15 protein-coding genes are annotated in these 22,508 nt (G+C 71.2%); 4 read left to right on the top strand and 11 right to left on the bottom strand.

What is annotated here, in order from left to right; all coding sequences use genetic code 11:
- Positions 1-238 precede the first annotated feature (238 nt).
- Positions 239-6,862: an immunoglobulin-like domain-containing protein gene (locus tag EDM22_RS00180; protein WP_122935019.1), complete on the top strand. Its 6,624-nt coding sequence runs from the start codon at positions 239-241 to the stop codon at positions 6,860-6,862.
- Positions 6,863-7,009: 147 nt separating this feature from the next.
- Here EDM22_RS00180 and EDM22_RS00175 read toward each other — a convergent pair whose 3' ends face one another.
- The gene (locus tag EDM22_RS00175) at positions 7,010-7,597 is read right to left on the bottom strand and encodes an NADPH-dependent FMN reductase (protein ID WP_122935018.1); all 588 of its coding nucleotides are present in this window, start codon (positions 7,595-7,597) and stop codon (positions 7,010-7,012) included.
- An 88-nt stretch (positions 7,598-7,685) separates the two neighbouring features.
- On the opposite strand from EDM22_RS00175, the gene EDM22_RS00170 reads away from it, so the two are divergent.
- Entirely contained in the window at positions 7,686-8,168 is a 483-nt protein-coding gene (locus tag EDM22_RS00170) for a MarR family winged helix-turn-helix transcriptional regulator (RefSeq protein WP_212591846.1), read from the top strand.
- A 22-nt stretch (positions 8,169-8,190) separates the two neighbouring features.
- On the opposite strand, the gene EDM22_RS00165 is transcribed toward EDM22_RS00170, so the two are convergent.
- The 5 genes from EDM22_RS00165 to EDM22_RS00145 form a co-directional block, all read right to left on the bottom strand.
- A complete protein-coding gene (locus EDM22_RS00165) occupies positions 8,191-9,231 on the bottom strand; it encodes a LacI family DNA-binding transcriptional regulator (RefSeq protein ID WP_122935017.1) in 1,041 nt (346 codons plus the stop codon).
- Positions 9,232-9,369: 138 nt separating this feature from the next.
- Positions 9,370-10,464, bottom strand: a complete 1,095-nt coding sequence (yjfF, locus tag EDM22_RS00160) for a galactofuranose ABC transporter, permease protein YjfF (protein WP_122935016.1) — start codon at positions 10,462-10,464, stop codon at positions 9,370-9,372.
- Positions 10,461-11,507: an ABC transporter permease gene (locus tag EDM22_RS00155; RefSeq protein ID WP_122935015.1), complete on the bottom strand. Its 1,047-nt coding sequence runs from the start codon at positions 11,505-11,507 to the stop codon at positions 10,461-10,463. The genes yjfF and EDM22_RS00155 overlap by 4 nt, the downstream gene beginning before the upstream one ends.
- Positions 11,504-13,180, bottom strand: coding sequence for a sugar ABC transporter ATP-binding protein (locus EDM22_RS00150; RefSeq protein ID WP_122935014.1), 1,677 nt, complete (start codon positions 13,178-13,180; stop codon positions 11,504-11,506). The genes EDM22_RS00155 and EDM22_RS00150 overlap by 4 nt, the downstream gene beginning before the upstream one ends.
- Positions 13,181-13,303: 123 nt before the next feature.
- Positions 13,304-14,281 (bottom strand): ABC transporter substrate-binding protein, encoded by a 978-nt coding sequence (locus EDM22_RS00145; protein WP_170963938.1) that lies wholly within the window; start codon positions 14,279-14,281, stop codon positions 13,304-13,306.
- A gap of 573 nt (positions 14,282-14,854) precedes the next feature.
- Here EDM22_RS00145 and EDM22_RS00140 point away from each other — a divergent pair.
- The gene (locus EDM22_RS00140) at positions 14,855-15,811 is read left to right on the top strand and encodes an NAD-dependent epimerase/dehydratase family protein (RefSeq protein WP_245989056.1); all 957 of its coding nucleotides are present in this window, start codon (positions 14,855-14,857) and stop codon (positions 15,809-15,811) included.
- 251 nt (positions 15,812-16,062) lie between these two features.
- Here the strand turns inward: EDM22_RS00140 and EDM22_RS00135 are convergent, their stop codons facing one another.
- Positions 16,063-16,638, bottom strand: coding sequence for an HhH-GPD-type base excision DNA repair protein (locus tag EDM22_RS00135; protein ID WP_122935012.1), 576 nt, complete (start codon positions 16,636-16,638; stop codon positions 16,063-16,065).
- Positions 16,639-16,822: 184 nt separating this feature from the next.
- Here EDM22_RS00135 and EDM22_RS00130 point away from each other — a divergent pair, with 184 nt between their 5' ends.
- Positions 16,823-17,203, top strand: coding sequence for a glyoxalase superfamily protein (locus tag EDM22_RS00130; protein WP_122935011.1), 381 nt, complete (start codon positions 16,823-16,825; stop codon positions 17,201-17,203).
- A 56-nt stretch (positions 17,204-17,259) separates the two neighbouring features.
- Here the strand turns inward: EDM22_RS00130 and EDM22_RS00125 are convergent, their stop codons facing one another.
- From EDM22_RS00125 to EDM22_RS00110, 4 genes are read right to left on the bottom strand one after another with little or no spacing between them, the layout of a single operon-like run.
- Positions 17,260-18,414 carry a LacI family DNA-binding transcriptional regulator gene (locus tag EDM22_RS00125; RefSeq protein ID WP_245989055.1) on the bottom strand — a complete coding sequence of 385 codons (1,155 nt, stop codon included), beginning with the start codon at positions 18,412-18,414 and terminating at the stop codon, positions 17,260-17,262.
- A 17-nt stretch (positions 18,415-18,431) separates the two neighbouring features.
- Positions 18,432-19,955 carry an L-arabinose isomerase gene (gene araA, locus EDM22_RS00120; RefSeq protein WP_122935010.1) on the bottom strand — a complete coding sequence of 508 codons (1,524 nt, stop codon included), beginning with the start codon at positions 19,953-19,955 and terminating at the stop codon, positions 18,432-18,434.
- Between the two features lie 58 nt (positions 19,956-20,013).
- Positions 20,014-21,636, bottom strand: a complete 1,623-nt coding sequence (locus EDM22_RS00115) for a xylulokinase (RefSeq protein WP_122935009.1) — start codon at positions 21,634-21,636, stop codon at positions 20,014-20,016.
- Positions 21,633-22,436 carry an L-ribulose-5-phosphate 4-epimerase gene (locus tag EDM22_RS00110; RefSeq protein ID WP_245989053.1) on the bottom strand — a complete coding sequence of 268 codons (804 nt, stop codon included), beginning with the start codon at positions 22,434-22,436 and terminating at the stop codon, positions 21,633-21,635. Before EDM22_RS00110 ends, EDM22_RS00115 begins: the two co-directional genes overlap by 4 nt.
- Between the last annotated feature and the right edge of the window lie 72 nt (positions 22,437-22,508).

Raw genomic sequence — 22,508 nt, 5'->3', positions numbered from 1 at the left:
TGTCGGAATGGGCGGTCCATTCCGACCATTCGCGTCATCTCGAGGCACAGCGAGGCCGGCGCCAGGAGCGGCGTGCCGTCGGCAGGGCCAGGGGAACCCTGAGAGCGCTTCCATGGATGTGAGGGATCACATTCGCGACACCCGCCGAAATCAGCACTTGTCGCCGTCGAACTGTGAGCGCTAACATTCACAACGTCGCCGTCGGGGCGTCGCGTTCGCACGAAGGAGTGTGTTGCCCATGGTTCTCCGCAGACTCGCCGGTCTCACCATCGCCCTGGTGGCCCTCATCGCCCCACTCGCGGTGACGAGCAGCGCGCAGGCCGCGCCCACCACCGACGGGCTCGTCGCGTGGTACCCGCTCGACGAGACCACGGGCACGGTCGCGAAGGACGCGAGCGGCAACGGCCGCAACGGCACCGTCGAGGGCGCGGCCACCTGGCTCGACGGCAACGGCTTCCGCTTCGGCGGCGGCGCGGCGAGCAGCGGCAACGCCATCAAGCTCCCCGACAACGTCACGGCGGGCCTTGCGAGCATCACGGTGTCGCTCGACGTCTGGGTCGACCCGGCGCTCACGGGCAACCACTTCGTGTACAACCTCGGCAACCTCGCGGTCGGCAGCCCGCAATCGGGCACGGGCTACCTCTTCACCACCACGACGCCGTACCGCGCCACGATCAGCAACGCGGCGTGGTCGAACGAGCAGGTCACGAGCAAGGGCTCGAATCTCGCGAAGGCCGCCTGGAAGCACCTCACCTACACGCAGACCGGCACCGTGGGCACCCTCTTCGAGAACGGCGTGCAGGTCGCGCAGAAGACCAACGTCGCCTACACGCCGGCGCAGATCGGCAACGGCGTCACCACGCGCAACTACCTGGGCCGCTCGGCGTACGCGGCCGACAACTCCTTCATGGGCGTCGTACGCGACGTCCGCATCTACAACCGGGCGCTCGCCGCCGCCGAGGTGCTCGAGCTCTCGACCACCTCGCACACGGCACTGGTGGCGTCGGATGCCACGTGGGTCGAGTCCGCGCTCGGCGACGTGTCGGCCGTCACCTCCGACCTCAGCCTCCCCGCCCGCGGCCCCGCCCGCGCGGGCATCACGTGGAGCTCGTCGGACACCGCGATCATCGCCGACACGGGCGTCGTGACCCGGCCCACGCAGGACACCGTCGTGAACCTCACGGCCACCGTCGCGATCGACGCCATCAGCCAGACCCGCGTCATCCCCGTGACCGTGAAGGGCGCCGCGAGCCCCGACCAGGCGGCCGTCGACACCGCGGTCGAGAAGCTCGTGGTGAACGGGCTCGACGACGTGCGCGGCAACCTCACGCTCCCCACGACCGGCGCAGGCGGCGTCACCGTCGCCTGGGCGTCGTCCGACGCGGCCGTCATCGACGGCACGGGCATCGTGCACCGGCCGGCACACGGCGAGGCCGCGGCATCCGTGGAGCTCACCGCGACCTTCACGAAGGGCGCGGCATCCGCCCAGAAGACCTACCCGGCGACGGTGCCCGCGCTGCCCGCGCAGGTCGATCCCGAGGCGTACCTCTTCACCTACTTCACGGGCGACTCGATCGCGGGCGAGAAGATCTACTTCGGCGCGAGCAACGGCGACAACGCCCAGGACTGGATCACGCTCAACGACTCGAACCCCGTGCTCACCTCGACGCAGGGCACCACGGGCCTGCGCGATCCGTTCGTCATCCGCTCGCCCGAGGGCGACACCTTCTACCTCATCGCCACCGACCTCTCGATCGGCGGCGGCACGAGCTGGGACGCCTCGCAGCGCAGCGGCTCGAAGTACATCGAGGTGTGGGAGTCCACCGACCTCGTGCACTGGTCGGACCAGCGGCACGTGAGGGTCTCCCCCGACACCGCCGGCAACACGTGGGCGCCCGAGGCGTACTACGACGAGTCGATCGGCGCCTACGTGGTGTTCTGGGCCTCGAAGCTCTACGCCGAGAGCGACCCGAACCACACGGGCAGCACCTACAACCGCATGCTCTACGCGACCACGCGCGACTTCCGCACGTTCAGCGAGCCGAAGGTGTGGCAGGACACCGGCGTGAGCCGCATCGACTCGACCGTGATCAAGGTGGGCGACACGTACCACCGCTTCACGAAGGACGAGGGCAACGCCACCGGATGCGTCGACATCATCGAGGAGACCTCGACCGACCTGCGCGCCGTCACCACGACGACCTCGCCCACCGGCACGTGGGCGCTGAAGGACACGTGCATCGGCCGTGACGCCGGCACCGCCGCCGTCGAGGGACCGACCGTGTTCGCCGCGAACCCCGGCGATGTGAACGGCGCGGGCTACTACCTGCTCGTCGACGAATACGGCGGCCGCAAGTACATCCCGCTGCACTCGCAGGGCCTCGGGGCGGATGCCGCGTGGCAGGCGCCCGCGAACTTCACCCTGCCCTCGCCGGCACCGCGCCACGGCACCGTGCTGCCGGTCACGGCCGAGGAGTACGCCCGCGTGCTCGGCGCCTACCTGCCCGACGCGACGGGCACCGAGACGCTGCGGCTGAACACCCCCATCGGCACCGAGGCGACGCTGCCCTCGAAGGTCGGCGTGACGTTCGCCGACGGCAGCAGCCGCTCGATCGCCGTCACGTGGGAGGAGCCGCCCGCCGGCTACGCCGACCAGGCCGGTGAGGTGCAGGTGCACGGCGTGGTCGCCGGGCTCGGGCTCGAGGCGACCGCCGTCATACGCGTGCTCTCGGCAACGGGCGACCTGCGCCTGCACTACGACTTCTCGCAGGTCGACGGCACGCGGGTGCCCGACTCGTCGCCGTACGGCAACGACGGCGTCATCCGGGGCACCGGCGCGACGGTGTCGGGTGACGTGCTCACGCTGCCCGGCGGTGGATCGACGAGCGGCGCGGCCTACGTGCAGCTGCCGACCGGCCTGTTCGACGGCAAGGACACGCTCACGATCTCGACGTGGCTCAAGAACGACACCGCCGCGGGCAACTACTCGGCGATGTTCTTCGGCACGACGCAGAGCACGCCGTCGCAGTACTGGCTCCTGAACCCCCGAAACCCCCAGGGCCGGGTCAAGTCGGTCGTCACGAACGGCCTCAACGCGAGCGCGCCGTGGGGTACCGAGTACGGCATCTCGCCGACCAACTCGGCCCAGGGCATCGCCGGCCCGCTCACCTCGAGCGACTGGGGGCTCTACACGACCGTGATCCAGCCCGGCTCGATCACCGCGTACCTCAACGGGGACCTCATCGGCACCGTCGCGACGACACGCACCGTGAGCCAGTTCGGCTCGAACCTCGTGGCCTACCTCGGCAAGTCGTCGTACCCCGACGCCTTCTACAAGGGCGGAATCCGCGACGTGAAGGTCTACACGACGGCGCGCTCCGCCGCCGAGATCGCGGGCGAGTACTTCGCGGGCGTCGACGACCCGGCTGCGGTGCAGCGCGCGGTGGATGCGGATGCCGCGGCGCTCGACCTCGGCCCGTCGGTCATCGCCGCCGACCTCGACCTGCCGGCGCTCGGTGCGCACGGCTCCGCGATCGCGTGGTCGTCGAGCGACGCGGGGGTCATCGCCGAGGACGGCACCGTGACGCGACCGGCGGCGGATGACGCATCCGTCACCCTCACCGCCACGCTCACCCTCGGCGGCCAGACCGCCACGCGCGCATTCGCGTTCACCGTGCTCGCCGACACCCCGCAGAAGGACCTCGACCTCGTGGCGCTGCGCTTCGAGCTCGGCATCACGCACGTGGCCGACTCGATCGTGCTGCGCAGCGGCGTGGGCGACGTCGACATCGCGTGGTCGTCGTCGATGCCCGAGGTGCTCGACGGCGACGGGGCGATCCACCGCCAGGCGGCGGCCACGTCCGTGACGCTCACGGCAGCGTTCACGCGCGACGGCCTCACGTCGACGCGCACGTTCGACGTGACGGTGCTGGCCGAGGAGCGCGGGCGCGTGGGCAGCTACATCCGGACGGGCGACACGACGCGCACCGACGTGCTGCACCTCGCGGCATCCGTGGAGGGCATCGCCTACAGCGCCGTCAACAACGGACGCGGCGTGCTCTACCCCACGCTCGGGTCGGCCAAGTTCGGGGCGCCGGTGCTGTTCCGCCACCCCGACGGCGCGTTCGGACTCGTCGCGACCGAGAACGGAGCCGGTTCGCGCATCTACGTGTACGACTCGGCCGACCTCGTCGCGTACTCGAACGAGCGGCTCGTGCGGTTCACGTCGACGAGCCACTCGGCGGCGCGCGTCGCCGTGGCCTACGACAACGGCATCGGCGCCTACCGCCTCACCTACGTCAACACGGCCGACGGCCTGACCTACCAGGTGACCACCGGCGACTTCGCCTCGTTCACTCCGCCGCAGCGGGCGACCGAGGGCGAGGGGATGCCGCCGGCCGAGTCGGGCAGCTTCCCGACGGGCTCGCTCGACACCGCGAGCATCGGCGTCACCGCGGCCGAGTACGAGCGCGTCACGGGCAAGCTCGGACGCGTGGCGAGCACGGGCGTACGCGCCTTCGACGACCTCGCGCTCGACGCGGGTACCGCGTTCGAGTTGCCGGCGACGGCGACGGTCGAGTACTCGAGCGGCAGCACCGCGACCATGCCGGTCGAGTGGGATGCCGCCGACCTCGCCGCCGTCGACACGTCGAAGCCCGGCGAATACCTCGTCGACGGGACCGTGCAGCGTCGTGAGTTCGCCGACCCGCTCATCGAGCGCCGAGCCGACCCCGACGTCACGATCGGCGACGACGGCTGGTACTACTTCACGGCCTCGTACCCGATGACGAAGGCGAGCGACCCCGAGGGCTACGACCGAGTGATCCTGCGCCGCGCGCAGACGATCGACGCCCTCGCGACCGCACCCGAGGTCACGATCTGGGACGAGGCGAGCGACCCGGCGCTGAACCGCTACATCTGGGCGCCGGAGCTCACGAAGATCGGCGACGACTGGTACATCCTGTTCACCGCCGCCCGCACCGGCGGTGTCTGGGACATCCGCCCGGCGATGCTGAAGTTCACGGGCGACTCGTTCTCGGGCGAGGCCGCGCTCGACCCCGCCAACTGGACGAGCCTCGGCAGCGTGAAGGCGGCCGCCGGCGACCCGATCGCGTTCACGAACTTCTCGCTCGACATGACCCACTTCGAGTCGGGCGGCAAGCACTACGTGATCTGGGCCGAGAAGCCCTCGGGCGGCTCGACGCTGCGCATGGCCGAGATCGACCCGGCGAACCCCGCGCAGCTCACCTCGCAGTCGATCCTGCTGTCGTCGCCCCAGTTCGCCTGGGAGAAGAACGCCGGCGACTCGATCGACGAGGGCCCTGCGGTGATCGAGCACGACGGCAGGCTCTACGTGGCGTTCTCGGCCGGTACGGTCGACGACAAGTACTGCATCGGCCTGCTCACCGCCGACGTCGGCGCGAACCTCATGGACCCCGCGTCGTGGACGAAGTCGGGCTACCCGCTGCTCACGACCGACGACGTGCCCGGCCAGTTCGGCCCCGGACACAACTCGTTCACGATCGACGAGTACGGCAACCCCGTGATCGTCTACCACTCGCGCACGGTCGGCGACACGTCGAACACGGGCGAGGCCGCCGACGGCGGACTCTACGACCCGCGCCGGCACACGCGTGCCGCGCTCGTCGCCTGGGACGTCGACGGCGCCCCGGTCTTCAACCAGACCGAGCAGGAGCGGCTCTCCGACGAGCAGGCAGCGGTGCAGCTGCGGATCGTCGTGGCGGTGCCGCAGATCACGGCGACCGTCGACCCGGCCGCGCCGAGCGGCGCGAACGGCTGGTACACCGGCCCGGTCACGATCGGCCTCGCGCTCGAGGAGGGCCCCGCGGCCACGATCGAGGCGCGCGTCGACGGCGGCGCCTGGACGGCGTACGGCGAGCCGATCACGCTCTCCGATGACGGGCTGCACCGCGTCGAGTACCGCGCGGTCGTGGCGGGCGCTCCCGTCGCGGAGAGCGCCGGTGCGGTCGACGTGCGCATCGACGCCACGGCGCCGACCATCGGGCACACGCTCGACCCCGATGCGGGCTACGGCTGGGTCGGCACCCCCGTGACGGCGACGCTCGAGGCGGCGGATGCGGCATCCGGCATCGATCGCCTCGAGTACCGCCTCGACGGCGGCACCTGGCAGACGACGGGCGACACGCTCGAACTCGACGAGGTGGGCGTGCACGAGGTGGAGGTGCAGGCGGTGGATGTCGCGGGCAACGTGAGCGCGACCGACCGGTTCACGGTCGACATCGCGCCCGCCGACGGCGCGACGCGGGCACCCGGCACCGGGCAGCTCTCGAGCGACAACGGCTGGGACACGGGCCTGCTCGACGGCGACTACCGCATCACCATGAACCTGTGGTGGGGCGAGAACGGCAGCCGGTTCACCCTCTACGAGAACGGCGTGGAGGTGGGCTCGAAGTGGCTCACGGGCGCGTCGCCCGCCGCGCAGACGACGTCGATCGCCCTGACGGGCCGCCCGAACGGCACCTACGTCTACACGGGCGTGCTCACGAATTCGAAGGGCAGCACGCCCACCGGGTCGCTCACCGTGCAGGTGACCGACGCCAACCCGGGCAAGCCCGTGCTGAGCCACGACAACCAGGACCGCGACGGCAAGTACACCGTGACGGCGAACCTGTGGTGGGGCACGAACGCCACTTCGTACCGGTTCTTCGAGAACGGCGTGGTCGTGGCGCAGGGCGCGCTCGCGGCGGCGACGCCGAACGCCCAGTCGGCCGCGCTGAAGGTCACGGGCAAGCCGAAGGGCTCCTACGAGTACACGGTCGAGTTCCGCAACGCGGCCGGCGCCACCGTGAGCAAGCCGCTCACCGTGACCGTGTCGAAGTAGCGCTCGCGCGCGACCCGAGGGGCGGCACCGGTTTCCGGTGCCGCCCCTTCGTGCACGGATGCCCCGCCGGAGGGAGGTTTCTGCGGCCGAGGTCGATTGCCGATGGCACTCTGGCGCAGAAACCTCACTCCTGCGCGATGACCCGCGCTATGCCGCCTGGGCGAGCTCGGCCGAGTCGCGCACCGAGCGGAGCGCGAGCGCCCACGGCACGAGCTGGTCGAGCTGGGCGGCGAGCATGCCCGCGTGGTAGCCGGCGGGCGTGAACTTCGTGTAGGCCTCGAAGTCGGTCATGAGGGAGAACGACACCTGCTGGCGCACGTCGGCGACCTGCAGCTCCCCGAGGATGAGCCGGAGGTGCTCCGCGGCGCGCGTTCCTCCCGCCGAGCCGTAGCTCACGAGCCCGGCGGCCTTGTTGTTCCACTCGGCGTAGACGAAGTCGAGCGCGTTCTTCAGCGCGCCCGAGGTGGAGTGGTTGTACTCGGGCGTCACGAAGATGTAGCCGTCGAAGGAGTCGACCTTCTCCGCCCACGCCTTGGTGTGCGCCTGCGCGTACTGCCCCATCGCGGGCGGGATCGCCTCGTCGAGGTGCGGCAGGGCGAAGTCGACGAGGTCGACGAGCTCGAACTCGGCGTCGGTGCGCGTCTGTGCCTGCTCGAGCACCCAGCGAGCCACCTGCTCGCCGACGCGGCCGGGCCGCGTGCTGCCGATGATGATGCCGATCCTCACTGCGGACATGTGGAGTCCCCTTTCGAACGATGTAGTTGACACGTCATCATAATCAGAACAGATGACACGTCAACTACATTCCGGATAGGCTCGACGCATGTCCACGACCGAGGTGTCCGAGGTCGGCGCGGCCGAATGGGCGCTCTTCGACGGGTTCGTCGCGATGCACGCCGAGCTCGCGCGTGAGCTCGACCGGCGCCTCCAGCGCGACGCCGGCATCTCGCAGGCCGACTACGCGGTGCTGCTCACGCTGTTCAAGGCGCCCGAGCGGCAGCTGCGCCCGGGCGCGCTCGGTGAGCTCATCGGATGGGAGAAGAGCCGGGTCTCGCACCAGCTCACCCGCATGGTCAGTCGCGGGCTCGTCGAGCGCATCGAGTGCGACACCGATGGGCGTGGCTCGCTCGTGGTGCTCACCCGCGCCGGCCGCCGGGCGCTCCTCGGCGCGATGCGCGATCACGCGCTCGCGATCCGCGCCCTCTTCCTCGACCTGCTCGAACCCGACGAGAAGCAGGCGATCGCGAGCGCGTCCTCCCGGGTGCTGCAGCGGCTCACCGAGTCGCGCGAGCTCGACGCGAGCTGAGGACGGCCGACGCGATCGCGCGTCAGGACGAGATGGCGACGCGGTCGCGGCTCGGCGCCGCCGTGCTCACGCGCACCACGAGGTCGGGCACGCGCGGCGTCGGCACGAGGCGGTCGTCGTCGCCCAGCACGGCGAGCACGCCCGCCATCGCGTCGCGGCCGAGCCCGTCGAAGTCCTGTCGCACCGTGGTGAGCGGGGGCGCGAAGTAGGCGGACTCGGGGATGTCGTCGAACCCCACGATGCTCACGTCGCCCGGCACCGAGAGCCCCGCCTCGGCGAGCGCGTGCATCACGCCGAGCGCCATCTGGTCGTTCGAGACGAACACCGCCGTCATCTCGGTGTCCTGGGCGAGCGCACGGCCGTGCACGTAGCCGCTGCCGGGCGACCAGTCCCCCACGAGCGGCTCGCGCGCGGGCAGGCCGTGCTCGCCGAGCGAGGCGGACCAGCCGCGCACCCGCTCCGCGGCATCCATCGCGTTCGTAGGGCCCGCGACATGCCGGATCTCGCGGTGGCCGAGGCCGATGAGGTGCTCTACCGCGAGGCGCGCACCCGCGTACTGGTCGAGCCAGACGCGGTGCATGCCGCCACGATCCTCGGATGCCACGGCCACGATCGGCACGCCGAGTTCCACGCCGTCGAGCGCGTCGAGCGCCGCCCGCTGCGCCGCGATCAGCACGATCGCCTCGACGTTCTGGCGCACGAGGAGCTCGGCGGCGGAGCGCATGCTCGCGGCATCCGTCTCGAGCATGCTCGCGGTGATGACCGAGTAGCGGGCGTCGCGCGCCGCCTCGTTGAAGTGCAGCGCCGTGCTCGACGGACCGTAGTCGGGCGCGCCCGTGACGATGAGTCCCAGGGTGCGGGTACGGCGCGTGACGAGCGCGCGAGCGGCGGGCGACGGGACGTAGCGCAGCTGCTTGATGGCCTGCTCGACCCGGGCACGGGTGGCCGGACGCACGTTCGGCAGGTCGTTGAGCACCCGCGAGACGGTCTGATGCGACACGCCCGCGAGGCGCGCGACATCGAAGATGGTCGCGACGCGTGCCTTGTCGTCCCGGTCGCTCACTCGCTGCCTGGCTCCTGCCCCGCGCCGTCGGCGCGCTCGTTCCCTCGATTATCACGCCCGGCGCCGGGTGGGGCCGGGATGTTCGGCCCTCCGGGTGCCCGCGCCACGCCACCGCACGCGCGGGCCCCGGGGGCCTGCTCAGCGCCTCCGGGCGGTGAGCACCTTCTGCAGGATGAACACGAGCAGCAGGGCGCCGATGAAGATCTTCGTCCACCACGACGAGAGCGTGCCCTCGAAGGTGATGATCGTCTGGATCACGCCGAGCACGAGCACGCCGAGCACCGAACCCAGCACGAAGCCGTACCCGCCGGTGAGCAGGGTGCCGCCGATGACGACCGCGGCGATCGCGTCGAGCTCGGTGCCGATCGCCGTGAGCGGGTAGCCCGAGAGCGTGTAGAAGGTGAAGAGCACCCCGGCCAGGCCCGAGCAGAAGCCCGAGATCACGTAGACGAGCACCTTGGTGCGCGCCACCGGCAGGCCCATGAGCAGGCCGCTGTGCTCGCCGCCGCCGATCGCGTACACCGTGCGGCCGAACCGGGTCGCGTGCAGCACCCACACGGCGATCGCCACGACCACCAGGGCGATGACCACGCTCGGCGTGATCGACAGGTTGCCGCCGAGCGGGATGCGGGCGACCGCGAGCTCCACGAACGTGGCATCCGTGATCGAGATCGAGTTCTGGCTGATCACGTAGCAGAGGCCGCGGGCGAGGAACATCGCCGCGAGCGTCGCGATGAACGGCTGCACCTTGAACACGTGGATCATGAGGCCGACGAGCAGCCCGAGCACGCTCGTGAGCACGAGGATGAGCGGGATGACGACCCCGGGCGACCAGCCCGTCTGCAGCAGGCTCGCGGCGATCATGCCGCTGAGCGCCACGACGGCGCCGACCGAGAGGTCGATGCCGCCCGTGAGGATCACGAACGTCATGCCGACCGCGAGCACGATGAGGTACGAGTTGTCGACGAGCAGGTTGAGGAACACCTGCCCCGAGAAGAACCCGCGGTAGCGCACCCCGCCGACGATGAAGATCGCGACGAACAGGATCGCCGTGACCGTCACCGGTCCGTACTTCGGGCTCGTGAGCAGGTTCCGGATGCCGGTGGCGATCCCGCGTGCGGAGAGCGGCGTCCGGCCGGGGCCGGTCGGGCCTCCGCCGCTTGCGCCGCGGCCGGCGCGGCCGGGACGGGAGGGGCGTGCGGGCGACGCCGGCGCATCGAGGAGCTTCGTCATGATGCCACGACCCCCTTTCCGGCTCGGAGGCCGAGTCGTCGACGGAAGTCGCGCAGCGCCTCGGCAGTGGTGGGCGACTGCAGCAGGCAGACGATCGTCACGACCGCGGCCTTGAACACCATCGTGGCGATCGGCGGGATGCCCACCGTGTACACCGTGGTCACGAGCGTCTGGATGACGAGCGCGCCCACGAGCGTGCCGACGAGCGAGTAACGACCGCCGGCGAGCGAGGTGCCGCCGATGACGACCGCGAGGATCGCGTCGAGCTCGATGAACAGGCCCGTGTTGTTCGCGTCGGCGGCCGCCGTGTTCGCGGTGAGGATGAGCCCCGCGATCGCCGCGCAGAACGCGCAGAACGTGTAGACCGCGATGAGCAGCCCGCGTGCCCGCACGCCCGCCTGGCGGCTCGCCTCGGGGTTGATGCCGACCGACTCGATGAACATGCCGAGCGCCGTGCGCCGGGTGATGAGCGCCGCGGCGCCGAACACGACGGCCGCGACGATGACCGCGATCGGGATGCCGAACCAGAACCCCGAGCCGAGGAACTTGAACGGCGGGCTGTTCACCGTGAGGATCTGCCCCTCGGTGATGAGCATCGCCACGCCGCGGCCCGCGGTCATGAGGATGAGGGTCGCGATGATCGGCTGGATGCCGAGCACCGCCACGAGGAACCCGTTCCACACGCCGAGCACGAGCGAGATGAGCAGCGCCACGGTGACCGCGACCGCGACCGTCGCGAGGCTGCCCGGCTCGGGCGAGCCGAGGATGATCGAGCACGCGACCGCCCCCGAGATCGCGGCGACCGCGCCGACCGAGAGGTCGATGCCACGCGTCGCGATCACGAGCGTCATGCCCACCGCGATGATGAGCGTCGGCGCACCGTTGCGCAGGATGTCGATGAGGCTGCCGAACAGGTGCCCGTCGCGCACGGTCACGGCGAAGAATCCGGGGAACGCGATCAGGTTGATCGCGAACAGCGCGAGCAGCATCACGACCGGCCAGAACAGTCGGCTCGCGACGAGCCGGGCGATCACGGCGCTCATCGGCGGCCTCCTTCGGTTTCGTCGGTGGTGGGTGCGGTGGGTGGGGCGGGTGCGGTGGCGGATGCCGCGACGGCGGCGCCTGCGGTCACGGCCGGCGCCGCGGCATCCGCCTCGCCCGGCTCTTCGACCGAGACCGAGCCGTCGGCGATGAGGGCGAGCAGCGAGTCGACCGTGAGGCCGTCGTTCTCGAGGTCGGCCACGACGTGCCGGTCGCGCAGCACGACGATGCGGTGGCTGAGGCGCAGCACCTCCTCGAGCTCGGCGGAGATGAACAGCACGCTCATGCCGTTCTCGGCGAGGGTGAAGACGAGCTTCTGGATCTCGGCCTTCGCGCCGATGTCGATGCCGCGCGTCGGCTCGTCGAGGATGAGCAGCCGGGGTGCGATCGCGAGCCATCTGGCGAGCAGCACCTTCTGCTGGTTGCCGCCCGACAGGTTGCGCACGAGCGCGTCGGGGTTGCCGGGCCGGATGTTGAGGGCTTGGATGTAGCTCTGCGCGAGCTCGTCCTGTTTCCTCTTGGGGATCGGGCGGAACCAGCCGCGATCGGCCTGCAGGGCGAGCACGATGTTGTCGCGCACGGTGAGGTCGCCGACGATGCCCTCGTCGCGTCGGTTCTCGCTCGAGAACGCGATGCGGTGCGAGATGGCCTGGCGGGGCGTGCGGAGCTTGATCGCCTTGCCGCGCACCGTGAGCTCGCCGGTGTCGGCGCGGTCGATGCCGCCGAGGAGGCGGGCGAACTCGGTGCGGCCCGATCCGAGCAGGCCCGCGAGGCCCACGACCTCGCCCGCCGCGATCGGCAGGTCGGCGGGGTGGATCGCCCCGCGACGGCCGAGCTTGGCGGCATTGACGAAGAGCGCGGCATCCGACTCGTCGACGACGACCGAGCGGGCGCGCTGCTCGAGGTCGTCGAGTGTGGTGAGCTCCTTGCCGATCATCTTCTGCACGAGGTCGATGCGCAGCAGCTCCTCGACGAGGTACTCCCCCACGAGCTTGCCGTTGCGAAGCACCGTGAGGCGGTCGCAGATCTCGTACACCTGGTCGAGGAAGTGCGAGACGAAGAGGATCGCGACGCCCTGCTCCTTGAGCGAGCGGATGACGCGGAAGAGCTCCGCGACCTCGTCGGTGTCGAGGCTCGAAGTGGGCTCGTCGAGGATGAGGACCTTCGCCTGCACGTCGATCGCCCGCGCGATCGCGATGAGCTGCTGCACGGCGAGCGAGTGATCGCCAAGGAGCGATCCGGGGTCGATGTCGAGGTTGAGGCCCGCGAGCAGCTCGGCGGAGCGGCGCCGCATCGCGCGCCAGTCGATCGCGCCGAAGCGGCGGGGTTCACGGCCGAGCATGATGTTCTCGGCGACCGAGAGGTTGGGCAGGAGGTTGACCTCCTGGTACACGGTCGAGATGCCCGCGGCCTGCGCCTGGGCGGGGCCGCTGAACGCGACCTGCTCGCCGGCGAGCGCGATGGTGCCGGAGTCGATGAGGTAGACGCCCGTGAGCGCCTTGATGAGCGTGGACTTGCCGGCGCCGTTCTCGCCCATGAGCGAGTGCACCTCGCCGGGGAACATGCGGAAGTCGACGCCGTCGAGCGCCTTCACGCCCGGGAAGCTGATCGAGATGCCGCGCATCTCGACGACCGGGGCGGCCGGGTCGGTGTGGTGGGTCACGATGCTCTCCATCGAGTCGTCGGGCGGGTGGTGCGGGGTGGAGCCGGGCGGAGCGGGGAGTGCGGGTGCGCGGCGTGGACTGCCGCGCACCCGCTGCCGAGGGGCGGGCCGCTCCACGCGGCCCGCCCGTCGGGGTCAGTACTGGCGAGTGGGCAGCGCCTCGATCGCCTGCTCCTGCGTGAAGGTCGTCTCGTCGGTGATGATGCGCTTCTCGGGCGTCTCACCGTCGTTGATCTGCTTCACGATATCGATCAGCTGCTTGCCGAGCAGCGGCGAGCACTCGACGATGAAGTTGATCTTGCCGTCGGCGAGGGCCTGCATGCCGTCGTGCACGGCGTCGACCGTGACGATCTTGATGTCCTTGCCCGGAACCAGGCCGGCCGCCTCGATCGCCTCGATCGCGCCGAGACCCATGTCGTCGTTGTGCGCGTAGATGAGGTCGACGTCGGGGTTCGACTTCAGCAGCGCCTCGGTGACCTGCTTGCCGCCGGCGCGGGTGAAGTCACCGGTCTGGCTCGCGACGACCTCGAGGTTGGGGTTCTCGGAGATCACGTCGGCGAAGCCCTCGGCCCGGTCGATCGCCGGAGCGGCGCCCGTCGTGCCCTCGAGCTGGATGATCTTGACGGGCTCGGTCGCGTCGGCGTACTCGTCGAGCACCCACTGGCCGGCCTTCTTGCCCTCCTCGATGAAGTCGGAGCCGAGGAAGCTCACGTAGAGCGAGTCGTCGGCCGAGTCGACGGCGCGGTCGGTGAGCACGACGGGGATGCCCGCGGCCTTGGCCTCGTTGAGCACGGCGTCCCAGCCGGTCTCGACGACGGGCGAGAACGCGATCACGTCGACCTGCTGCTGGATGTAGGAGCGGATCGCCTTGATCTGGTTCTCCTGCTTCTGCTGCGCGTCGGAGAACTTGAGCTCGATGCCCGCGTCCTCGAAGGCCGCCTGGATGTCCTTCGTGTTGGCGGTGCGCCAGCCCGACTCCGCGCCGACCTGCGCGAACCCGACGACGAGTTCGTCGAGCGGCTTGGGCCCGTCGCTCGCGGCGCTGGTGCCCGAGCATCCGGCGAGCGCGACGAGCATCGCGCCGGCGGCTGCGATTCCGATGAGCTTCTTCATCAGCGTGAACCTCCTTGTTCAGTGGTGCCGGCGGTGTCTGTGGTGCTGCGTTGTCTGGTGCGCCGGGCAGCCAGTCCATCCTGGCCGCATTCAGGATGTTAGCGCTCACTTGTGAGCGCTCACAAGTGGCAATTCGGTAACGGATGCATCACGGCTCCGCCGCCGCACCGTTCTGGGTGTCTGACAGGCCATTCTTCCCCGGCGAGCCGTCTCAGCGAACGCCGGCAGGGCCGGAAGCCGTCCTTGCACAGGTCGCGTCCATCCCTCGAATGTGAGCGCTCATCCTTCCGTCTCGCGACGCTCGCGGCATGGAGCCTGGCATCGAACGGTCGCCAGTCGTCGGTTCCGACGCCCGCGCCGCCCCCTGCCGCCGTGCTCTGGCCGCACGCAACTCCGGACAAAGCCGACGACTCGCCGCGCCTCAGACTCCGACACGCGGAGGCTCCACGCCCGATCCGGAGTTGCGCCCCATCGCTCGGCAAGGCGCGGCCTGTTCGGCAGAGCGCGGCGGCCACGTCGCGCTCCGCGACGCGGTTCACGCGGTGGCGAGCCGACTGCGGCAGAATGCGCAGCATGACTCTGCAGACCCACCTCGTGATCGGCGCCGGACCCGTGGGGACTGCACTCGCTCTGCGACTCGCAGAGGCCGGCGAACCGGTGCGCGTGGCCACCCGTTCCGGCCGCGGCCCCGAGCATGATCGCATCGAACGGATCGCGCTCGACGCGAGCGATCCCGATCGCCTGGCCGAGGCCGCCCGCGGCAGCGCCGTCGTGTACAACTGCGCGAACCCCGGCGCGTACCCGCAGTGGGAACGCGTGTGGCCGCCGCTCGCGGCGTCGATCCTGCATGCCGCCGAGGCATCCGGCGCCGTGCTCGTCACGCTCGGCAACCTCTACGGCTACGGTCCCGTCGACGGGCCCATGCGGCGCGACACCCCGCTGCATCCGTCGGACCACAAGGGGGCGCTGCGCGCACGCATGTGGCACGACGCGCTCGCCGCGCACCGGGCCGGACGAGTGCGGGTGACGGAGGCGCGCGCCTCCGACTACCTCGGTCCGACGGCGCCGCAGTCGAACGGATTGCTCCCCAGATACGCGGCCGCAACGCTCGTCGGCAAGTCCGCGCTCGTCTTCGGCGACCCCGATCAACCGCACTCATGGACGGCCGTCGACGACATCGCGGCGACGCTCGCCGCACTCGGCCGCGACGAGCGCGCGTGGGGGTCTGCGTGGCTCGTCCCGTCGAACCCGCCCGCGAGCGTGCGCGAGGTGCTCCGCGAGCTGGGCCGTCGGGTCGACGCCGGCAAGCCGCGACTGCGACGGATGCCGCGCAGGGCGCTCTCGGCAGCCGGGACCGTCGTGCCGCTCCTCCGCGAGGTGGCGGGTGTGGTCTACCAGTTCGAGCGGCCGTTCGTCGTCGACGCGAGCGAGACGACCGAGACGTTCGGCATCGAGCCCACGGATTGGGCGGCGCTGCTCGATGCGACCGCGCGCGCCTGGCACGATCGCGCGCAGCGGTCGGGCGAGTAGCGCGGCATCCGCTGGTCGAGTAGCCGCGGAGCGGCGTATCGAGACCCGCTGTCGACATCCGCTGGTCGAGTAGCCGCGGAGCGGCGTATCGAGACCCGGCTGCCCGCTGGGAGGTCTCGATACGCGCCTTCGGCGCTACTCGACCGGCGGGCGACTTCGGCGCTGCTCGACCGGCGGGAGGTCTCGATACGCGCCTTCGGCGCTACTCGACCGGCGGGCGCCTTCGGCGCTCCTCGACCGGCGGGCCGCTCCTACTTCGCGGCCTTCGCCGCCGCCTTCGCGGCCTGCTTCGTCGCGCGCACCTTCGTGAGCGAATCGGGGTCGACGATGTCGGCGACGGAGTAGTGCGAGCCCTCCTCGCCGTAGTGCCCCGCGGCCGCGCGCCAGCCCGGCGCCTCGAGTCCGCACTGCTTGCCGAGCAGCGCGAGGAAGATCTTCGCCTTCTGCTCGCCGAACCCGGGCAGCGCCTTGAGCCGCTTCAGCACCTCGGCGCCGTCGGGGTCGCCCTGCGTCCAGATCGCGGCGGCGTCGCCGCCCCAGTCGTCGCGCACGGCCGCGGCGAGCGCCTGCACGCGCCCCGCCATCGATCCCGGATAGCGGTGCACCGCGGGTGTCTGCCTGAACACCTCGACGAGCGCGTCGGGCTCGTAGCCGGCGATCGTTGCGGGGTCGATCGATCCGACGCGCTCGCGGATCTTCTCCGGCCCCGCGAACGCGGTCTCCATCGGCACCTGCTGGTCGAGCAGCATGCCCGTGAGCAGCGCGAACGCGTCGCTCGAGAGCAGTTCGTCGGCAGCGGCGTCCCCCGTGATGTGCAGCGAAGTCATGCGCCCATCCTCGCAAACGGATGCGGCGGCGTCACCCCGCGGGCGGCCGGGGCGGTCGCTTGGCGAAGCCGGCGAAGTCCGCGGCATCCGATCTCGAATGCGGACGGAACCTGACCGCAATCTTGACGAGACTGGCCCCATGGCGGTCGGATGACGCGACTCGCCCCGAACCGAGGAGAACATCATGGACTGGAAGATCGAGCTCATCTTCGTGCCCGTCACGGACGTCGACCGCGCGAAGGAGTTCTACGTCGACAAGCTCGGATTCAACGCCGACCACGACCAGCGCGTGAGCGACGAGCTGCGGTTCGTGCAGCTCACCCCGCCCGGGTCGGCGTGCTCGATCGCGATCGGCGAGGGCCTCGGCGGCACGCTCGAACCCGGCAGCCTCGACGTGATCCAGGTGGTCATCCCCGACGCCGACGCCGTGCTCGCCGAACTGCGCGCGAAGGGCGTCGAGGCCGAGGGCGTCGACGAGCAGGCGTGGGGCCGGTTCATCACCCTGCGCGACCCCGACGGCAACCGCTGGACCCTGCAGCAGCTGCCGGACTACTCGGCCGCCTGACGAGCGGATGTCTCGGCGCCCGGCGTGCGGCGTTCAGTCACGCCGGCGTGCCGCGTTCAGTCACGCAGGCGCGCCGCGCTCGCCCGCACCACGAGCTCGGGCACGCGCGACGTGCGGTCGACCGCCGACCGCTCGTCGCGGAGCACGTCGAGCACGGTCGCCATCACGTCGCGGCCGAGCGCGTCGAAATCCTGGCGCACGGTCGTGAGCGGCGGGGTGAAGTACGCCGCCTCGGGGATGTCGTCGAAGCCGACCACGCTGAGCTCCTCGGGCACCCGCACGCCCGCCTCGGCGCACGCGTGCAGCAGCCCGAGCGCCATCTGGTCGTTCCCGACGAACACGGCGGTGGCGGCACGGTCGGCCAGCAGCTCCCGTCCGGCGGCGTCGCCCGATGCCGCGAGCCAGTCGCCCACGAGCGGATGCCGCGCCTCGAGGCCGTGCGCCCGCAGCGCGTCGGCCCAGCCGCGGCGCCGCTCCGCGGCATCCATCGAGTCCGGCGGCCCCGTGATGTGGCGGATCTCACGATGCCCGAGTCCGATGAGGTGCTCGGTCGCGAGCCGCGCGCCGGCGTACTGGTCGATCGCGGCCCGGTGCAGGCCGGGCTCCTCCTCGGAGGCGACCGCGACGAGCGGCACGCCCGCATCGATACCGCGGATGACCTCGACGCCGTCGCGCTCGCCCGAGATGAGCACGATCGCCTCGACCCGCTGCAGCACCAGTCGGTGCACGGCCTGGGTGAGGGCATCGGCGTCGAGCGCGCGCATGCTCACCTGCGAGACGACGTAGCCCGCCTCGCGAGCCGCCTCGTTGAACCCGAGCGCGGCGTTCGACGGCCCGTAGTCGGGCCGGCCCGCCTGGATGAGTCCGATCGAGCCGCTGCGCCGCTTCGCCATGGCGCGGGCCGTGGGCGACGGGGTGTAGTTGAGCTCGGCGATCGCCTGCTCGACGCGCTCCTTGGTGGCGGCGGCGACCCCCGTGAGTCCGTTGAGCACGCGCGAGACGGTCTGGTGCGAGACGCCGGCGCGTTCGGCGACGTCGAACATCGTGGGCACGCCGGTCGGCGGGGTCGGGACGGTCGGCGGGGTCGCGGCGGCCGGCACGCTCGGGGCCGCCGACGCGTCCGGGCCGCCGGGGGATGCCCCCGGCTCCCCCGGCGCGACGGATGCCCCGGCCGGGGAACCCCGCCGGCTCGCGGCATCCGTCTCGGTCATCGGAACCCGCTGCTCGCTCAGAACCCCTGCGCCAGGCGGTAGTACGCCTGGTTCCAGCGCACCTCCCGCTGGAAACCGGGCAGGGTGGTGTCCTCGTCGATGACGAGGAGCTCGGCCTTGGCCATGTCGGCGAAGTCGCGGAACACGTCGACGCCCACGGCGGTCGACATGACCGTGTGGTGCGCGGCGCCCGCGGTGAGCCACGCGGCGGCGCTCGTCTGGAAGTCGGGGGCGGGCTTCCACACGGCCCGGCCCACGGGGAGCTTGGGCAGCGGATGCCGCAGCTCGACGTTCTCGACGACGTTCGCCGTGAGCCGGAAGCGGTCGCGCATGTCGCTCATCGCGACGACGACGGCGGGGCCGGGATCGGCCGTGAACACGAGGCGCACGGGGTCCTCCTTGCCGCCGATGCCGAGCGGGTGGATCTCGAGCGTCGGCTTCGCGGTGGTGAGCGACGGCGACACCTCGAGCATGTGCGCGCCGAGGATGAGCTCGTCGCCGGGCGTGAGGTCGTAGGTGTAGTCCTCCATGAGGCTCGCGCCGCCGGGCAGGCCCGCGCCCATGACGTTCGCGACGCGTACGAGGATCGCGGTCTTCCAGTCGCCCTCGGCGCCGAAGCCGTAGCCCTCGGCCATGAGCCGCTGCACCGCGAGGCCCGGCAGCTGCTTCAGTGCGCCGAGGTCCTCGAACGAGGTGGTGAACGCGCCGAAGCCGCCCTCCTCGAGGAACGAGCGCAGGCCGAGCTCGATCGCGGCGCCGTCGCGCAGCGACTGGTGGCGGTCGCCGCCCTTCCGCAGCTCGGGCACCACCTCGTAGAGGTCCTCGTACTCGGCGACGAGCAGGTCGACCTCGGCGTCGGATGCCGCGGCCACCGCCTCGGCGAGCTCGTTCACGCCCCACGTGTTGACCTGCACGCCGAAGCGCAGCTCCGCCTCGGTCTTGTCGCCCTCGGTCACGGCGACGTAGCGCATGTTGTCGCCGAAGCGGGCGAGCTTCAGGCTGCGGGATGCCGCGAGGCCGGCCGCGGCGCGCTGCCATGTGCCGAGCTCCTGCTGCACGCGCGGGTCGCTCGCGTGGCCCACGATCGTCTTGCGCGGAACGCCGAGGCGCGTCTGGATGTAGCCGAACTCGCGGTCGCCGTGTGCGGCCTGGTTCAGGTTCATGAAGTCGAAGTCGATCTCGCCCCACGGCAGCTCGACGTTGGCCTGCGTGTGCAGGTGGGCGAGCGGCTTCTGCAGCGCGTCGAGGCCGGCGATCCACATCTTCGCGGGGCTGAAGGTGTGCATCCACGCGACGAGGCCGATCACGTTGTCGGCGGCGTTGGCCTCGAGGGCCACGCGCTTGATCGCGTCGGAGTCGGTGAGCACCGGCATCCACACGACCTTCACGGGCACGTCGGATGCCGCGTCGAGCGTCTCGGCGACCTGGCGCGACTGGTCGGCGACCTGCTTCAGCGTCTCGGGGCCGTACAGGTGCTGGCTGCCGGTGAGGAACCAGACCTCGTACTGGTCGAGGCTCGTCTGGAGGGGCGTGCGGGTCATGTCTGTCTCCCTGGTGCGATGTTCGATGAAGCAGTTCGGTGAGTCGGGGGGCGCTCGGTCAGAGGGCGTCGACGGCTGCCGCCTCGGCGGCGAGGCCGGCCCGGTAGCGGTCGAGGAACGCGGAGAACCCGGCCACGTCGGCTGCGACGGGGTCGACCACGTCGAACGGGGCGTTCGCGAACACGCGCTCGTTCAGGTAGTCGCCGAGGTCGACCTCGGCGGCCTCCGACAGGTACGACGCCAGCACGGCGATGCCCCAGGCCCCGCCTTCCGACGCCGTCTCGCCGACGGCGACGGGCGCATCGAGCGCGCCGGCCAGCAGCCGCTGCGCGACGCCCGCGGTGCGGAAGATGCCGCCGTGCGCGAACATGCGGTCGAGCTCGACGCCCTCGCCGTCGAGCACGCGCATGCCGAGGGCGAGGGTGCCGAACACGCCGTAGAGCTGGGCGCGCATGAAGTTCGCGAGCGTGAGGCGACTGTCGGGTGTGCGCACGACGAGCGGCCGCCCCTCGACGAGTCCCGCGATGGGCTCCCCCGCGAGGTGGTTGTACGCGAGCAGCCCGCCCGCGTCCGCCTCGCCGTCGAGGGCCGCCCGGAAGAGCACCTCGAACACGGCGTCGCCGTCGAGCCGGGCTCCGGATGCCGCGGCGAACTGCCCGAACACGCCCGCCCACGCGGCGAGCTCGCTCGCGCCGTTGTTGCAGTGCACCATGGCCACCGGATCGCCCGCCGGCGTCGTGACCAGGTCGAGTTCGTGGTGGGCGCTCGCGAGCGGGTGCTCGAGCACGACCATCGCGAAGATGCTCGTGCCGGCGCTGACGTTGCCGGTGCGCGGGGCGACCGAGTTGGTCGCGACCATGCCCGTGCCGGCGTCGCCCTCGGGCGGGCACAGCGGGATGCCGGGCTGCAGCGCACCGGTCGGGTCGAGGAGCGCGGCGCCCTCGGCGGTGAGCTCGCCTGCACGCCGGCCCGCCGGAAGCACCTCGGGGAGCAGCTCGGCGACGCGCAGGCCCGGTGCGCGATCGGCGACGAGCCCGTCGTACACGGCGAGCAGTCGCGCGTCGTAGTCGTGCGTCGCGGCGGAGATCGGGAACATCCCCGAGGCATCGCCGACGCCGAGCACCTTGCGGCCCGTGAGCCGCCAGTGCACGTAGCCGGCGAGGGTGGTCACGAAGTCGAGCTGCGGAACGTGCGGCTCCTCGTCGAGGATCGCCTGGTGCAGGTGGGCGATCGACCAGCGCAGCGGGATGTTGAGGCCGAAGCGCTCGCTGAGCTCCGCGGCGGCCGCACCCGTCGACGTGTTGCGCCACGTGCGGAACGGCACGAGCAGCTCGTCGCTCGCGTCGAACGCGAGGTAGCCGTGCATCATCGCCGAGACGCCGATCGCGCCGAAGGTCTGCGGCTCGACGTCGTAGCGGCGACGCAGGTCGGCGACGAGGTCGGCGTACGCCGCCTGCAGTCCCGACCAGACGTCGTCGAGCGAGTAGGTCCAGACGCGGCCCTCGAACCGGTTCTCCCACTCGTGGCTGCCCACGGCGAGCACCACGGTCGGATCCGCGCCGACGAGGCAGGCCTTGATGCGGGTCGAGCCGAACTCGATGCCGAGCGACGTGCGCCCCTCGAGGATCGCCGCGCGCGCGCCGCCGTCGGCCGCGCCCTGCTGATTCGTGTTGTCGCTCATCGCCCTGCGTCTCCGCTCTCTGCGTCCGTGCCGGTCGAGCCGCCCTCCGTGCCGGTCGAGCCGCCCTCCGTGCCGGTCGAGCCCGTCGAGACCCGAGCGTCCCCGCTCTGGCCGTACACGTTCTGGTACCGGTCGAAGAGGCGGTCGATCGACTCCTGCGGGATCGGGATCAGCGGCCCCGCCTCGCGTGCGAAGTGCACCGTGCGCGCGACATCCTCGACCATCACCGCGGCCTTGACCGCGTCCTTCGCATCGGTGCCGATGGTGAACGGCCCGTGGTTCCGCATGAGCACCGCGCGGGAGCGGTGGCCCGAGAGGGTCTCGACGATGCCACGGCCGATCGAGTCGTCGCCGATGATCGCGAACGGACCCACCGGGATCGGCCCGCCGAACTCATCGGCCATCGCCGTGATCACGCACGGGATCGCCTCGCCGCGCGCCGCCCAGGCGACGGCGAACGTCGAGTGGGTGTGCACGACCCCGCCGACCTCGGGCATGTTGCGGTAGACGTAGGCGTGCGCCGCCGTGTCACTCGACGGGCTGCGCTCCGACCCGGGCGTGCCCGGGATCACGTCGCCGTCGAGGTCGCAGAGGATCATGTTCTCGGGGGCGAGGTCGTCGTAGCTGACGCCCGACGGCTTGATCACGAACAGGTCGGCACCGGGCACGCGACCCGACACGTTGCCGCCGGTCCATACGACCAATCCGTAGCGGGTGAGCTCGCCGTGCAGCCGCGCGACGTCGTGCCGCACCTGTGCGATGGCCGCCTCGACCTCGGGCGCGTACTCGGGGGCAGCCATGCAGTCTCCTTCGACGAGAGGTTCGTTAGCGCTAACGGCCACCCTGATGTTAGCGCTAACGAAGCTCGGCTG

It is taken from the genome of Agromyces tardus, from assembly GCF_003710805.1.
GTDB classification, from domain to species: domain Bacteria; phylum Actinomycetota; class Actinomycetes; order Actinomycetales; family Microbacteriaceae; genus Agromyces; species Agromyces tardus.
This window is presented reverse-complemented; position numbering and strand designations above follow the sequence as displayed.

What these genes read in the sequence shown, in the direction of transcription:
- EDM22_RS00130 (WP_122935011.1), top strand. Translation starts at nt 16,823, where the DNA reads ATGGACTGGAAGATCGAGCTCATCTTCGTGCCCGTCACGGACGTCGAC.
- EDM22_RS00170 (WP_212591846.1), top strand. Translation starts at nt 7,686, where the DNA reads ATGTCCACGACCGAGGTGTCCGAGGTCGGCGCGGCCGAATGGGCGCTC.
- EDM22_RS00145 (WP_170963938.1), bottom strand. Translation starts at nt 14,281, where the DNA reads ATGAAGAAGCTCATCGGAATCGCAGCCGCCGGCGCGATGCTCGTCGCG.
- EDM22_RS00155 (WP_122935015.1), bottom strand. Translation starts at nt 11,507, where the DNA reads ATGAGCGCCGTGATCGCCCGGCTCGTCGCGAGCCGACTGTTCTGGCCG.
- EDM22_RS00150 (WP_122935014.1), bottom strand. Translation starts at nt 13,180, where the DNA reads ATGGAGAGCATCGTGACCCACCACACCGACCCGGCCGCCCCGGTCGTC.
- EDM22_RS00140 (WP_245989056.1), top strand. Translation starts at nt 14,855, where the DNA reads ATGACTCTGCAGACCCACCTCGTGATCGGCGCCGGACCCGTGGGGACT.
- EDM22_RS00135 (WP_122935012.1), bottom strand. Translation starts at nt 16,638, where the DNA reads ATGACTTCGCTGCACATCACGGGGGACGCCGCTGCCGACGAACTGCTC.
- EDM22_RS00180 (WP_122935019.1), top strand. Translation starts at nt 239, where the DNA reads ATGGTTCTCCGCAGACTCGCCGGTCTCACCATCGCCCTGGTGGCCCTC.
- EDM22_RS00115 (WP_122935009.1), bottom strand. Translation starts at nt 21,636, where the DNA reads ATGAGCGACAACACGAATCAGCAGGGCGCGGCCGACGGCGGCGCGCGC.
- EDM22_RS00110 (WP_245989053.1), bottom strand. Translation starts at nt 22,436, where the DNA reads ATGGCTGCCCCCGAGTACGCGCCCGAGGTCGAGGCGGCCATCGCACAG.
- EDM22_RS00125 (WP_245989055.1), bottom strand. Translation starts at nt 18,414, where the DNA reads ATGACCGAGACGGATGCCGCGAGCCGGCGGGGTTCCCCGGCCGGGGCA.
- EDM22_RS00175 (WP_122935018.1), bottom strand. Translation starts at nt 7,597, where the DNA reads ATGTCCGCAGTGAGGATCGGCATCATCATCGGCAGCACGCGGCCCGGC.
- araA (WP_122935010.1), bottom strand. Translation starts at nt 19,955, where the DNA reads ATGACCCGCACGCCCCTCCAGACGAGCCTCGACCAGTACGAGGTCTGG.
- yjfF (WP_122935016.1), bottom strand. Translation starts at nt 10,464, where the DNA reads ATGACGAAGCTCCTCGATGCGCCGGCGTCGCCCGCACGCCCCTCCCGT.